This is a genomic window from Pararhodobacter sp. (assembly GCF_036802785.1).
Classification (GTDB): Bacteria; Pseudomonadota; Alphaproteobacteria; order Rhodobacterales; family Rhodobacteraceae; genus Pararhodobacter.
In genome coordinates this window covers 1-12,901 of record NZ_DAIRVN010000104.1, presented here as the reverse complement: position 1 = coordinate 12,901, position 12,901 = coordinate 1, and the positions used below count along the sequence as shown (strand labels likewise).

The 12,901-nt window shown below is 65.9% G+C and carries 12 protein-coding genes; 6 read left to right on the top strand and 6 right to left on the bottom strand.

What is annotated here, in order from left to right:
* Positions 1-158: 158 nt before the first annotated feature.
* The 5 genes from V7Q53_RS22075 to V7Q53_RS22055 form a co-directional block, all read right to left on the bottom strand.
* The gene (locus V7Q53_RS22075) at positions 159-1,676 is read right to left on the bottom strand and encodes an NADH-ubiquinone oxidoreductase-F iron-sulfur binding region domain-containing protein (RefSeq protein WP_333831050.1); all 1,518 of its coding nucleotides are present in this window, start codon (positions 1,674-1,676) and stop codon (positions 159-161) included.
* Positions 1,673-2,149 carry a formate dehydrogenase subunit gamma gene (locus V7Q53_RS22070; protein ID WP_333831049.1) on the bottom strand — a complete coding sequence of 159 codons (477 nt, stop codon included), beginning with the start codon at positions 2,147-2,149 and terminating at the stop codon, positions 1,673-1,675. Before V7Q53_RS22070 ends, V7Q53_RS22075 begins: the two co-directional genes overlap by 4 nt.
* A 100-nt stretch (positions 2,150-2,249) precedes the next feature.
* Positions 2,250-3,173, bottom strand: a complete 924-nt coding sequence (locus V7Q53_RS22065) for an ABC transporter permease (RefSeq protein WP_333831048.1) — start codon at positions 3,171-3,173, stop codon at positions 2,250-2,252.
* Positions 3,174-3,184: 11 nt separating this feature from the next.
* The gene (locus tag V7Q53_RS22060) at positions 3,185-4,177 is read right to left on the bottom strand and encodes an ABC transporter permease (protein WP_333831047.1); all 993 of its coding nucleotides are present in this window, start codon (positions 4,175-4,177) and stop codon (positions 3,185-3,187) included.
* A gap of 6 nt (positions 4,178-4,183) precedes the next feature.
* Complete coding sequence (locus tag V7Q53_RS22055; RefSeq protein ID WP_333831046.1) at positions 4,184-5,773, bottom strand: ABC transporter substrate-binding protein; 1,590 nt, start codon at positions 5,771-5,773, stop codon at positions 4,184-4,186.
* 154 nt (positions 5,774-5,927) lie between these two features.
* On the opposite strand from V7Q53_RS22055, the gene V7Q53_RS22050 reads away from it, so the two are divergent.
* Genes V7Q53_RS22050 through V7Q53_RS22040 form a run of 3 tightly spaced genes read left to right on the top strand, consistent with a single transcriptional unit; the run spans position 5,928 to position 9,075 of the window.
* Complete coding sequence (locus V7Q53_RS22050; protein ID WP_333831045.1) at positions 5,928-7,112, top strand: MFS transporter; 1,185 nt, start codon at positions 5,928-5,930, stop codon at positions 7,110-7,112.
* Positions 7,112-8,080, top strand: coding sequence for an ABC transporter ATP-binding protein (locus V7Q53_RS22045; RefSeq protein ID WP_333831044.1), 969 nt, complete (start codon positions 7,112-7,114; stop codon positions 8,078-8,080). Before V7Q53_RS22050 ends, V7Q53_RS22045 begins: the two co-directional genes overlap by 1 nt.
* Positions 8,077-9,075, top strand: a complete 999-nt coding sequence (locus tag V7Q53_RS22040; protein ID WP_333831043.1) for an ABC transporter ATP-binding protein — start codon at positions 8,077-8,079, stop codon at positions 9,073-9,075. Before V7Q53_RS22045 ends, V7Q53_RS22040 begins: the two co-directional genes overlap by 4 nt.
* A 5-nt stretch (positions 9,076-9,080) precedes the next feature.
* Here V7Q53_RS22040 and V7Q53_RS22035 read toward each other — a convergent pair whose 3' ends face one another.
* Positions 9,081-9,467 carry a RidA family protein gene (locus V7Q53_RS22035; protein WP_333831042.1) on the bottom strand — a complete coding sequence of 129 codons (387 nt, stop codon included), beginning with the start codon at positions 9,465-9,467 and terminating at the stop codon, positions 9,081-9,083.
* Between the two features lie 86 nt (positions 9,468-9,553).
* Between V7Q53_RS22035 and V7Q53_RS22030 the strand changes: the two genes are divergently transcribed.
* The 3 genes from V7Q53_RS22030 (at position 9,554) to V7Q53_RS22020 (ending at position 12,791) form a co-directional block, all read left to right on the top strand.
* Positions 9,554-10,843: an NAD(P)/FAD-dependent oxidoreductase gene (locus V7Q53_RS22030; RefSeq protein ID WP_333831041.1), complete on the top strand. Its 1,290-nt coding sequence runs from the start codon at positions 9,554-9,556 to the stop codon at positions 10,841-10,843.
* 17 nt (positions 10,844-10,860) lie between these two features.
* Positions 10,861-12,021, top strand: coding sequence for a pyridoxal phosphate-dependent aminotransferase (locus V7Q53_RS22025; RefSeq protein WP_333831040.1), 1,161 nt, complete (start codon positions 10,861-10,863; stop codon positions 12,019-12,021).
* Between the two features lie 68 nt (positions 12,022-12,089).
* Positions 12,090-12,791: a GntR family transcriptional regulator gene (locus tag V7Q53_RS22020; protein ID WP_333831038.1), complete on the top strand. Its 702-nt coding sequence runs from the start codon at positions 12,090-12,092 to the stop codon at positions 12,789-12,791.
* Positions 12,792-12,901: the final 110 nt, after the last annotated feature.

The window sequence follows — 12,901 nt, the reverse complement described above, 5'->3', positions numbered from 1 at the left end:
TTTTTTTTTTAACGCCTACCCCGCAATCGTCTATTCGCTTTTGTCTGGTGGGCTGGTATATGTGTATATCACACCGGGGGGGGGGGGGCCAAAGCCCCCCGCCCTCGTGTCGCGCAAAGCGCGGCGCAATACCTCGCCCCGTCTCATTGCGCCCCCGCTCATTCCGCCGCCTGCAGCGTTTCGAAATCGCCGGGGAAATGCGTCAGCGCCGACATCACCGGGAAGGGCGTGAAGCCCCCCAGCGCGCAGAGCGAGCCATCCCTCATCGTCTCGCACAGATCGGTCAGCAGCGGGATCGCGGTGCCGTCACCCGCCGCGATCCGGTCGATTGTCTCAACCCCGCGCACCGCGCCGATCCGGCACGGCGTGCATTTGCCGCAGCTTTCCACCGCGCAGAATTCCATCGCAAACCGCGCCAGACGCAGCATGTCGGCGCTGTCGTCAAACACCACCAGCCCGGCATGGCCGATCAGGCCGCCCTGCGCATCGAACTCCTCATAGCCCATCGGTGTGTCGAATTTCGACACCGGCATATAGGCCCCCAGCGGCCCGCCCACCTGCACCGCCTTGACCGCCCGCCCCGTGGCCGTGCCGCCCGCGATATCGTTGACCACCTCGCCCAGCGTCATGCCGAAGCCGGTCTCGAACAAGCCGCCGCGCGCCACATTCCCGGCGATCTGCAGGGTCACCGTTCCGCGTGAGCGCCCCACGCCAAAGCTGGCGTAATGCGCGGCGCCCTTTTCCATGATCACCGGCACGCTGGCCAGGCTGATGACGTTGTTCACCACCGTCGGCCTGCCCAGAAACCCCTCCAGCGCGGGCAGGGGCGGCTTGGCGCGCACCGTGCCGCGCTTGCCCTCAAGCGAGTTCAGCAGCGCCGTCTCTTCGCCGCAGACATAGGCCCCGGCGCCCTTGCGGATTTCCATGTCAAACGCATGGTCCGAGCCCAGAACCCGCGCGCCCAGCACCCCGGCCTGCCGCGCAAGCACAACCGCGCGGTTCATCACCCGTATCGCATCCGGGTATTCCGAGCGCAGATAGACATAGCCGCGCGTGGCCCCGGTGCCGAGCGCGGCTATCGCCATCCCCTCGATCAGGCTGAACGGGTCGCCCTCCATGATCATGCGGTCGGCAAAGGTGCCGCTGTCGCCCTCATCGGCATTGCAGACGATGTGTTTCTGTGTGCCCGGCGCCTTGCGCACTGTCTCCCATTTGATGCCGGTGGGAAAGCCCGCGCCGCCCCGGCCCCGCAGGCCCGAAGCCGTCACCTCGGCCACGATGGCGGCAGGGTCCATGCCAAGCGCGCGATTCAGGCCCACCAGCCCGCCATGCGCCGCGTAGTCGTCCAGCGAAAGGGGGTCAATGACGCCGCAACGGGCAAAGGTCAGGCGGGTCTGGCGGCGCATCCAGTCCAGCGCATCGACCGGACCAAGTGCTTTGGCGCAGGTTCCGTCCAGTATCGCGCCCGCATCTTCGGGCGTGGCGGGGCCGAAACCGTGGCGGACCCCGTCGATTTCCAGTTCCACCAGCGGCTCCAGCCAGATCATCCCGCGTGAGCCGTTGCGCACGATCTCTATCGCCAGCCCGCGCTGCGCCGCTGCATCCCTGATCGCATCGGCCACGGCATCGGCGCCCACCGCCTTGGCGGCGCTGTCTGCGGGGATGAAGACCCTCATGCCCCCGCCTCTGCCAGCAGGCTGTCCAGCCGCGCGGCATCCACCCTTCCGACAACCCGGTCATCGACCATGGCGGCCGGGGCGCAGGCGCACAGGCCCAGACAATAAACCGGCTCTATCGTCACCGCGCCATTCGCGGTTGTGCCGTGCCAGCCGATGCCCAGCTTTTTCAGCGCGGCCTCGGCCAGCGCCTCGGCGCCCATCGCCTGACAAGCCTCGGCCCGGCAGATCTTCAGCACATGGCGGCCCGCCGGTGCCTCGCGGAAGTCATGGTAAAAGCTGACCACGCCATGCAGTTCCGCCCGGCTGATGTTCAGCGCCCCGGCGATCAGCGGCATGGCCGCCTGCGGCACATGGCCAAAAGCCTCCTGCAGCGCATGCAGAATAGGCAGCAGCGGCCCTTCCAGCGGCAGATGCGTGTCGATCAGGGCGCGTATATCGCTGTCGGAGGGGGCTGGCGCGGAAAGGGACATGGCTGGCCTCGTGCAGGTTTTACCCCGATGAAGCACAGAGTTTATTGCGAAATCAATATTCGATCCCGGTCAATTGATAGTTTTAGTCTATCGCCGGGCCTTACCGAAGCTGCGGGTTCAGCGCATCGCGCAGCCAGTCGCCGAACAGGTTGACCGCTACCACCAGCACCATCAGGGCCAGCGCCGGAAAGATCACCAGCCACCATTCGCCGCTGAACAGGTAGTTGTAGCCAGACCGGATCAGCGTGCCCAGCGACGGCTCTGTCGGCGGCAGCCCGAAGCCGAGGAACGACAGCGTGGCCTCACCCATCACGGCAAAAGCGATGTCCAGCGTTGCCAGCACGGCAATGGGATTGACCACATTCGGCAGCAGTTGCCGGCGCATGATGTTGAACGGCCCGCGCCCGGCCAGCCGTGCGGCGGCCACATAATCCTTGTTGCGCTCCACCAGCACCGCGCCGCGCACCAGCCGGGCGAAATGCGGCCAGTGTGAAATACCAAGCGCCAGCACCACCATCGGAATGGCAAACTGCGCCTGCGCGGTGGGGGTCAGCACCCCCTTGGCCAGCCCGCCGATCAGAAGCGCCAGAATGATCGCCGGAAAGGTAAACTGCACATCCGCCGCGCGCATGATCACCGTGCCTGCCCAGCCGCCGAAATAGCCCGATATCAGGCCCAGAATAGTGCCGATCGTCACCGACAGCGCCACCGCCAGCACCCCCACCAAAAGCGAGGTGCGCATGCCATAGAGGATCAGCGACACCATATCGCCACCCTGGCTGTCGGTGCCCAGCAGATAAGGCCAGTCGCCACCGTCGATCCAGACCGGCGGCAGGCGTGAATTCAGCAGATCCAGCGAGGCAAGGTCATAAGGGTTGGTCAGCGCGATGAACGGCGCCAGCAGCACCGCCATCACCAGCAGCGTCAGCACCACAAAGGCGATCATCGCCTGTGTGCTGTCCAGAAACGCGCGCAACAGCTCGGAATCGCGCAGGCGGGGGCGGGTATCGGATGTGTCAGACATGCTCGCCTCCCTCAGGCGTCAGCCGGGCGGCCGGTCATTCCGCCCGCGCGCAACCGTGGGTCAACCACGGCGTAAAGCAGATCAACGATCGTGTTGATCGCCACGAAAAACACCGCCGTCAGCAGCAGAATGGCGGAAATCACCGGCACATCGGTTGAGCCCAGCGCCTGCAGAAACAGAAGGCCGATGCCGGGCCATTGAAACACGGCCTCTGCCACCACGGCGAAGGCAAACAGGAAACCCAGCTGAATACCGCTGACCGTGATCACCGGAATGAGCGTGTTGCGCAGGGCCAGCGACAGATGGATGACACGCGGCTTCAGCCCCCGCGCACGGGCGAAACGGATGTAATCGGCGCGCAGCACCTCGATCATCTCGGCGCGCACAAGGCGGGCGACCAGCGCCACCTGACTGACCGCCAGCGCGGCGGCGGGCATGATCAGCGAGCGCAGGCCGGAGGGGGTAAGCAGGCCGGTTGTCCACCAGCCCACCTGCACCACCTGCCCGCGCCCGAATGAGGGCAACCAGCCCAAAGTGACCGAGAAAAGGAAGATCAGCAGAATGGCGATGACAAAGGTCGGCACGGAAACGCCGATGACCGACAGCGACAGGATCGCATCCGCGCTCCAGTGCCCGCGCCGGATGGCGGCATAGATGCCCACTGGCAGCCCCACACCCAGCGAGAACAAGAGCGCCACGCCTGCCAATTCGAATGTGGCGGGAAGACGCTCAACAATAAGCTCGGCCACCGGGCGCTGGGTGATGTAGGAAACCCCCAGCTCCCCCTGCAGCACGTTGCTGACAAACGTCAGGTAGCGCGCAGGCCAGGGCTGATCCAGCCCCAGCCGCGCGCTCAGTTCCAGCCGGTCTGCCGGTGTTGCCTGAAGACCCAGAATGCTGGCAACCGGATCACCGATCTGGGTCGACAGCACAAAGGCCAGCACACTGACCACGAAGAGAACGATGATTGCCTGAACAACCCTCTGCGCGATCAGTGCGATCATGGGCGATTACTCCACAACAACGTTTTGCAGGGTGACCGTCGCATCCGAGCGGATCGGCGCGGTGACACCTGCCCGCATGCCCCAGACGATCATCGGCTGATGCAGATAGACCGCATTCACGCCCTCGCGCGCCCGCTCCAGCAGATCACGATAGAGCACCTCGCGCTCCGCCTCGTCAAAGGTGACGGTCAGGGTGCGGGTCAGTTCGTCAATCTCGGGGTTGGTGAACTGCGCCCAGTTGAAAAAGCCCTCGTTCGCATCCGGGTTGCGCGTCATCACATAGCCGGTGAAGGCATCCTGCGTATCGCGGCTGTCCGGGCCCATGCCGATCAGGTGGAAGCTTGAGTCGGGGCCGTTGACCAGCATCCGGGCAAATTCCGGCCATACCAGACCATTGACCCGCACCTCAATCCCCACCCGCGCCAGCATCGAGGCGACGGCGCGGCAGATGTCGTCGGTGTTGACATAGCGCTCAAGCGGGCAGTTCATGGTGGTGACGAAACCATCCGGGTAGCCTGCATCGGTCAGCAGTTCGCGGGCGCGGTCGAGGTCGGTTTCCCAGCGCTGATCCATGTCTTCCTGATAGCCGCCAAAGCCGGGGATCGTGGAGATGCCCACCACCCGCGCCTTGCCGCGCATCACCCGGTCGGCGATCAGATCAGCATCGACCGCATGGGCGATGGCCTGCCGCACACGCGTATCGCGGAAGGGGTTTTCTGCCAGCGCGTTGCCTGCGCGATCAAAAGTTTCCAGCGCCTGTTCGCGGGTGCCGTCCATCTCAAGCTGCATCCACAGCATCTGCGGCGCCTCGGCAATGGTATAGCCCGCCGCCCCCTCAACCCTGCCGATATCCTGCAAGGGCAGGTCAACGACCATATCCACCTCGCCGGTCAGCAGGGCCGCGACGCGGGTGGGGCCGGAGCCGATGTTGAGATAGGTCGCGGTGGTCACGTTGCCGGGCATCTCATCCCAGTAATCGCCGAACGCCTCAAAGCGGGTTTCGACCGAAGGATCATGGCTGATCAGGCGCATCGGGCCGGTGCCCATGGCGTTGCGGATCGAATGCGCCTCGGCGCCTTCGGCACCCAGATCGGGGATATCGACCACGCCATTGGCCTCAGCCCAGGCCTGCGAGAGGATGAACATGCGCGACATCTTGCGCGGCAGGATCGGGTCCGGCCCGGCCGAGACAACCTCGACGGTGGTGGCATCGACCACCCGCGCTTCCTGAATACCGCCAAAGAGCGAGCGGTAGAAGCGGCTGTCCTTCTGGCGCATGATCGAAAAGGCGACGTCGTCAGCGGTCAGTTCCGAGCCGTCGTGAAACTGCACACCCTCGCGGATGGTGAAGCGCCACGTGCTGTCGCCGACATATTCCCATTCGGTCGCCAGCGCGGGCGTCAGCTCCATATCAAGGCTCAGGCCGATCAGGCTGTCATAGACCTGCCGGAAGATCGCGGTGGTGGTGAAATCATTGGTGGCGTGCGGGTCCATGGTCAGCGCCGGGGTCGCACCCGCAAATCGCAGGTTCTCGGCGCTTGCCATTCCGGCGGTCAGGGCCAACGCTGCGGCGGCCCCCATAAGGATTCTTTTCATCATGTTTTCCAGTCTCCCTGTCAGAGGTCGCAGCCGTTTCTTGCGCTGACTGCACGGTCACTATTGCACTCTCTGATGATTTGATCAATGATCAATCAATCGAAAAGGACCTCCCCCTTGCCCCACCCCCGCCCACTGGCTCAGGCCCGAAACCATGCGTGACAGCCCCTCCCCGGCGTCGCCCGGCGCCACGCTTGCCATCCTGTGCCTGATCGCCACGGTCGGGCTGGCGGGGTCATTCCTGTATCTGCCGGCCCTGCCGATGATGGCCGAAAGCTTTGGCGCGTCAGAGCCCGCCGCACAGGCCACGCTGACCGCGTTCCTGCTGGGCTCCTGCATTGGCTTCGCGCTTTATGGCCGCGCGGCGGACAGGTTCGGGCACCGGCTGGCCTTTGCCGTTGCAGGCGGGGTCTTTGTTGCCGCCAGCATCGCGGCGTCACTGAGCGCGGATATTACCCAGTTGATTGCGGCACGGCTGGTGCAGGGCGCAGGGTCGGTCGCCGGGATCGTGACCGCACGCGCCACGATCCGCACCACCATGTCGCCCGGGCGCGCAATGCAATCCATGGCCCTGCTGACAGCCGTGGTGTCGCTCTCACCCGCCGCCAGCCCTCTGATCGGCGCGGCGGTGCTGCAGGTGACCGACTGGCGCGCCACCTTCCTTGTCGCCGCCGCGCTGGGGCTGGCTGGTATCATCGGCGCGCTTCGGGTCTTGCCGCGCCATGTGCCGGTTCTGCCGCAGGACCGCCCGCAACGGGCTGAGGCCGCGATTCTGGGCAGCCCGCAATTTCGCGCGGCGCTGATGATCGGCATCGCCTCGAACGCCAGTTTCGTGGTGATGATGGCGGCCACGCCCTTTGTCTTTGTTGAAACCTTCGGCTTTTCGCCCGCCGCCTATGCCGCGCTGATCGCCGCCGTCCTCACCCTTTTCGCAGCAATCGCGCTGGTCTCCGGGCGGCTTGCCGCGCGCTTTGGTGCGGCGCGGCCCATCGGCTGGGGCATTGTGCCGGTTCTGACCGGGGCGGCGCTGCTGGTGGCGGGCAGCCTTGGCACCCCATCGCCCACACTGATCGCACTGGGGCTTTTGCTGCTGATCGGCTGCATGGGGCTGATGGTGCCCAACGCACATATCCTGATGCTGGAGCCCTTCCCGGCATTCGCCGGCACCGCCGCCGGGCTGGCGATGCTGATCACCACCGCCGGGGGCGCGCTGGCGATCACCCTTTACAGCGCGATTGCTGCCGGATCGGTCGCGGGTTTCGGGCTTTTCACCGCATGCTGCGGGGTCGCCACGCTGATCGGCTGGGCCGCCTTGCTCCGCAAAAAAGGAACATCGTGATGACCAAGCCGCTGCTGGATATCCGCAGCCTGAGTGTGGAACTGGCGCGCGACGTGCCGCTGAAGGTGCTGGATGGCATCAACCTGCAACTGGCGCCGGGTGAAATTCTGGGCGTGGTGGGTGAATCGGGCGCGGGAAAATCCGTCACGGGCGCTGCCATCATGCGGCTGATGACGCGGCCGCTGCGCCAGTCTGCCGGTGAGATCTGGTTTGACGGCACGCGTATCGACACGCTGCCGGAAGCAAAGATGCAAAAGCTGCGCGGCAAGGAAATCGCCATGATTTTCCAGGACCCGCTGACCGCGCTCAACCCGGTTTTCACCGTCGGCCAACAACTGATCCAGACCATCCGCCAGCATCTGCCGCTGGAACAGGCGGCGGCGCGCGCCCGTGCCGCTGACCTGCTGCGCGAGGTCGGCATCCCGTCAGCCGAAGAACGGCTCGAGAATTACCCGCATGAGTTTTCCGGCGGTATGCGGCAGCGGGTGGTGATCGCGCTGGCCTTGGCCGGAGAGCCGCGCCTGATTATCGCTGATGAGCCGACAACCGCGCTCGATGTCTCCATTCAGGCGCAGATCATCGCGCTGCTGGTCGAACTGACCCGCTCTCGCGGCATGGGCGTGGTGCTGATCACCCACGATATGGGCGTCATCGCCGAGGCCTGCGACCGGGTGGCGGTGCTCTATGCCGGGCGGCTGGCCGAGGTGGGGCCAGTGCGCGATGTGCTGACCGCCCCGCGCCACCCCTATTCTCGCGGGCTGATCGCCGCGATCCCTCGTGTCGGCGCGCGGCTGAAACTGCTGCCGCAGATCCCCGGCACCATGCCCCGGATTGATGCGCTGCCAGCGGGCTGCGCCTTTGCGCCCCGCTGCCCCTTCGTGATGGAGCAGTGCAAAACCCACAGGCCAGATGCGGCGCCGCGCCCCGGTGGCGTGCAGGTCGCCTGCTGGCTGGAGGAAGGTCAATGACGACAGGACAACCGCTGGTCAGTGTCGAGAACCTCTCGCGCCGCTTTGATGTCTCGCCGCCCTGGATCACCCGCAAACTGGCCCGACAGCCTAAGCGCATCGTGCGCGCGCTTGATGATGTCAGCTTTGCCATCCAGCCGAAGCGCACGCTGGGGCTGGTGGGGGAATCCGGCTGCGGAAAATCGACGCTGGCGCGCTGTCTGGCCGGATTGATGCCGCCCTCGGGCGGGGTGATGCGCTATGCGGGCAGGCCCGTCGATCTGGCGACAAAGAACGACCCCAAGGTCAGGCGCGCCGTGCAGATGGTGTTCCAGGACCCCTACGCCAGCCTCAATCCGCGCTGGTCGGTCGAGGAAAGCGTGGGCGACCCGCTGCTGGCCTTCGGGCTGGCGGGTTCGCGGGCCGAGATGCGCGAGATGGTGGGGGCGCTGATGGTCGAGGTGGGGCTGTCGCCCCGCGATGCCCGCAAATACCCGCACCAGTTTTCCGGCGGTCAGCGCCAGCGCATTGCCGTGGCCCGCGCGCTGGCCTCGCGCCCCGAGTTTCTGATCTGCGATGAGCCGACCTCGGCGCTGGATGTCTCGGTCCAGGCCGCGGTTCTGAACCTGATGCGCCGGTTGCAGGAAGAATACGGCCTGACCTATCTGTTCATCAGCCACAACCTGACCGTGGTTGACCATATGTCAGACGATGTGGGCGTGATGTATCTGGGCCGTCTGGTGGAGCTGCAACCAACCGAAAGCCTGTTTGACGCCCCGCGCCACCCTTACACCCAACTGCTGATCCAGACGGTGCCCAGCCTTGACACCATGGGCCGTGCCTCTGCCCCTCTGAAGGGCGAGGTTCCCAGCCCGCTCAACCCGCCGCCAGGCTGCGCCTTTAACCCCCGCTGCCCCTTTGCCAATGAGCGATGCCGGGTAGAGCGGCCTGAGGCCACCGCCCTGCCGGGCGGCGGCATGGTCGCCTGTCATGGCGTGCAGGAGGGGCGGATATGAGCCGCTCAGCGCTTGCGCGCCACCATCTCGAACTCGACACGGATTTCCTCCAGGGGGAAGGCGCAGAGGATGGTGGTGTTCGTGGGCCTTGGGTCAGCGAACAGCGCGCCCAGCAGCTTGGACACCGGCACCACATCGGCGCGGTCAGCCAGATAGCAACGCACCTGCACCACATCGCCCCAGCCCGCGCCCGCCTTGGCCAGCGTCGCCGCGATCACGTCAAGCGCGTGGCGTGCCTGCGTTTCAGCGTCGGGGGCGAAGGCGCCGGTTTCCGGGTCCGCCCCGGCGGTGGCCGAGGTGAAAACCCAGTCGCCATCCACCACGGCGCGCGAATAGCCCGCCAGTTCCTCAAATTTCGAACCCGAGCTGATCGCCCAGCGAGTGTTTTCCATCCTGCACGCTCCTGTATGTATGGTTGTGATCGTTTGATCACTGTTTTCCCCCGCGGTCAAGAAACCCCCCTTTCAGGACACCGCGCATGAACATGCCCGCAACCCTCTGGCACGCCACCACTGCCCAGCCAGCCCCCCGCCCCGGCCCCAAAGCGGGTGCCACCACCGACGTGGCCATCATCGGCGGCGGGTTTCTGGGGCTGTCCTGTGCGCTGCATCTTGCACAGGCCGGTGTCAGCGTCCGCCTGCTGGAGGCGCATCGCATCGGCTGGGGCGCGAGCGGGCGCAACGCAGGCTTCGTGGTGCCGCATTTCTCGCGCGCCGATCCCGTGATGATCCGGGCGCGACTGGGGGCTGAGGCCGGTGCGCGCCTGCTCGATATGGTCGCGCAGGGCGGTGACATGGTGTTCGACCTTGCCCGCCGTGCCGGGTTGGGCACACAGGCCGAGCAGAACGGCTGGCTGCAACCGGCCCACAGCGCTGCGATGGCGCAGGCGCTGCAGGCGCGGGTGCGCGACTGGCAAGCGCTGGGGCGGCCGGTGAAATGGCTGGACGCGCGGGCGATGGCCGCGCGGTCGGGGATCACGCTGTATCACGGCGCGCTGCGCGACGCCTCGGGCGGGATGATCAACCCGCTGGCCTATGCGCTGGGGCTGGCCCGTCTGGCCGAGAATGCGGGCGCCCTGCTGCATGAAGAAACGCCGGTTTCCGCACTTTCCCGCGCCACTGACGGCTGGACCCTGCACACCGCCGCCGGACCGCTCCATGCCTCCCGCGTCCTTCTCGCCACCAATGCCGGGACGCTGGGCGCCGCCCGCCCGCTGGGCCGCGCCGTGCTGCCGCTGACGGTGCATCAGATCGCCACCACGCCGCTGAGCAGCGAAACCGTGGCCCGCATCGCCCCGAACCGCGAACCGGCCTCGGACACGCGCACCAATATCTTCACCTGGCGGCTGGACTCCGAAAACCGTCTCATCTCGGGCGGCATGGCGCTGGTGCCGATGGGCGCGGGTGCCCGCCTGCCGAAGAAGATCCTGCAACGCGCCGTCAGGGAACTTCGCCTGCCCCCTGAAACCCGCCTCGCCCATGCCTGGCAAGGCACCGCCGCCATGACCACCGATGCCCTGCCCCTGCTGGCTGAGCTGCAACCCGGCCTGATCGGCGCGGTCGGCTGCAACGGGCGCGGCGTGGCCTTCACCACCGCGCTGGGCCGCGCGCTGGCACAGGCATTGGCCGAGGGCAGCCCCCTGCCGCTGCCAACCAAACCCGCGCGCTCCATCCCCTTCCGCCCCTTCGCCCGCCATGCCCCGGCGCTGGTGCTGGCCCGTGGCCTCTGGTCAGACGCCCGCGCCCTGCGCCATCCGCCCACACCATGAACCAGACAGGAGCCTCCATGCCCCGTTTCGCCCGCCGCATCACCCAGACATCGGCCAAGAACTTCGGAATGTTCGCCCGCGCCTTTGGCCGCCCCGGCGATCTGATCCACCTCGAACTGGGCCGCCCGGTGGAAGATACGCCGGACCATATCAAGGAAGCCACCATTGCCGCCCTGCGCGCGGGCCATGTGCATTATTCCGATCTGCAAGGCATTCCTGAACTGCGCCACGCGCTGGCGGGCAAGATGGCGCAGGACAACGGCACCGATTACACCGCCGATGAGATCATCGTCACCAATGGTCTCACACAGGCCTCCTACGCCGCCTTCATGGCGTTGCTGGATGAGGGGGATGAGGCCATTCTGCTCGCCCCCTATTACCCGCAGCATATCGGCAAGATCGAACTGGCAGGCGCAAAGGCGGTGATTGCGCCGCTTGATACCGACAACGATTTTGCCATCCGCCGTGACCTGATCGAGGCGCATATCACGCCGAAAACCCGGATGATCGTGCTGATCAACCCCTGCAACCCCACCGGCCGTGTCTATTCGCGCGCGGAGTTGCAGATCCTCGCCGATCTGGCGATCGAGCATGACCTGACGGTGATCTCGGACGAGGTCTATGAGCGCATCACCTATGACGGTGCCGAACATGTGTCGATTGCCGCGCTGCCGGGCATGCGCGCGCGCACCATCACCATGTTCGCCTTCACCAAGGCCTATGCGATGGACGGCTGGCGGCTGGGCTGGCTGGCGGCGGATGCCAGCATGACCGGGGCGCTGATGAAGATCACCACAAATGAGGTGACGCATGTGAACACCTTCATCCAGCACGGCGCGCTGGCCGCCGTCACCGGACCCAAAGCGGCGCTTGAGGAACTGGTGGCAGGCGATCTGGCGCGGCGCGATCTGGCGGTGCGGCGCCTCAACCAGATGCCGGGCGTGACCTGCGTTGCCCCTCAGGGCACCATCTACGCTTTCGCCGATATCCGCGGCACCGGCCTGCCGTCGCAGGAACTGGCCGAAAAGCTGATGAATGATACCGGCGTGGTGGTGGAGGCGGGCAGCTTTTACGGCAACGCGGGTGAGGGGCATCTTCGTATCTGTTTCGGCTCGGTTGATGAAACCCGCCTGTCTGAAGCGATGGACCGGATGCAGGGTTTCTTCAACGCACTCTGAAGCCATCCAAGGTTGATTTCCACGCCAAGGTCTTTCATATGAGCATCTGATCAAAGGACCAGCACCCAATGCCAAAATCCCTCGCCGATGCAGCGCTTCGCCCCGTTTCGGCACGGGTGACGGTGGCGGACAGCGTGTATCAGAACCTGCGGCAGGCGCTTATTCTGGGCCGCTTCGACCCGGGGCAGGTGCTGACCATCGGCGCGCTGGCCGACAGCTTCCAGACCAGCCACATGCCGGTGCGTGAGGCGCTGCGACGGCTGGGCGCGGAAGGGGCGGTCGAAATCCGCTCGAACGGTTCCGCCTATGTCCCGGATGTAACACTGGGCACCCTCGAAGACATCAGCCGCGCCCGACTGGCGCTGGAGGGGCTGGCAACCGAACTGGCGGTCGAGCGCATCACCGAAACCGATCTCTGCGCGCTGGAAGAGCTGGAGGCGCGCCACAGCGCCACCGCCCGGCTCCGCGATGTCTATGAAATGCTTGAGCGCAATTGCGATTTCCATTTCGCCATCTATGCAACCGCAGACTCGCCGGTGCTGATGAACCTGATTGAATCGCTCTGGCTACGCTACGGCCCGTTCATGCGCCTGCTGTCGCAGCGCATCGCGCCCCAGTTCGAGCGCGGCACGCATGAACCCTTCCAGCAGGGCCACCGCGACATTGTCGAAGCGATCCGCGCCCGCGATCCCGCCCGCGCCCGCGCTGCCATCTGCCGCGATATCGAGGGCACGAAACAGCTGCTGGTCCAGATCTGCGCCGAAAAATAGGCCGCTCCCGCCTGGCTTTCTTCCCTGCCCCGACACTCCTTGCTGCGCGCCCGGCGCCCCTTCATCTTGCCAGAAATACGCTGGGGGGTGAATTGGCCGCAGGCCAAGAG

Excerpts from the sequence above, each read along its gene's own strand:
- V7Q53_RS22075 (WP_333831050.1), bottom strand. The coding sequence starts at position 1,676 with ATGAGGGTCTTCATCCCCGCAGACAGCGCCGCCAAGGCGGTGGGCGCC.
- V7Q53_RS22070 (WP_333831049.1), bottom strand. The coding sequence starts at position 2,149 with ATGTCCCTTTCCGCGCCAGCCCCCTCCGACAGCGATATACGCGCCCTG.
- V7Q53_RS22065 (WP_333831048.1), bottom strand. The coding sequence starts at position 3,173 with ATGTCTGACACATCCGATACCCGCCCCCGCCTGCGCGATTCCGAGCTG.
- V7Q53_RS22060 (WP_333831047.1), bottom strand. The coding sequence starts at position 4,177 with ATGATCGCACTGATCGCGCAGAGGGTTGTTCAGGCAATCATCGTTCTC.
- V7Q53_RS22055 (WP_333831046.1), bottom strand. The coding sequence starts at position 5,773 with ATGAAAAGAATCCTTATGGGGGCCGCCGCAGCGTTGGCCCTGACCGCC.
- V7Q53_RS22050 (WP_333831045.1), top strand. The coding sequence starts at position 5,928 with ATGCGTGACAGCCCCTCCCCGGCGTCGCCCGGCGCCACGCTTGCCATC.
- V7Q53_RS22045 (WP_333831044.1), top strand. The coding sequence starts at position 7,112 with ATGACCAAGCCGCTGCTGGATATCCGCAGCCTGAGTGTGGAACTGGCG.
- V7Q53_RS22040 (WP_333831043.1), top strand. The coding sequence starts at position 8,077 with ATGACGACAGGACAACCGCTGGTCAGTGTCGAGAACCTCTCGCGCCGC.
- V7Q53_RS22035 (WP_333831042.1), bottom strand. The coding sequence starts at position 9,467 with ATGGAAAACACTCGCTGGGCGATCAGCTCGGGTTCGAAATTTGAGGAA.
- V7Q53_RS22030 (WP_333831041.1), top strand. The coding sequence starts at position 9,554 with ATGAACATGCCCGCAACCCTCTGGCACGCCACCACTGCCCAGCCAGCC.
- V7Q53_RS22025 (WP_333831040.1), top strand. The coding sequence starts at position 10,861 with ATGCCCCGTTTCGCCCGCCGCATCACCCAGACATCGGCCAAGAACTTC.
- V7Q53_RS22020 (WP_333831038.1), top strand. The coding sequence starts at position 12,090 with ATGCCAAAATCCCTCGCCGATGCAGCGCTTCGCCCCGTTTCGGCACGG.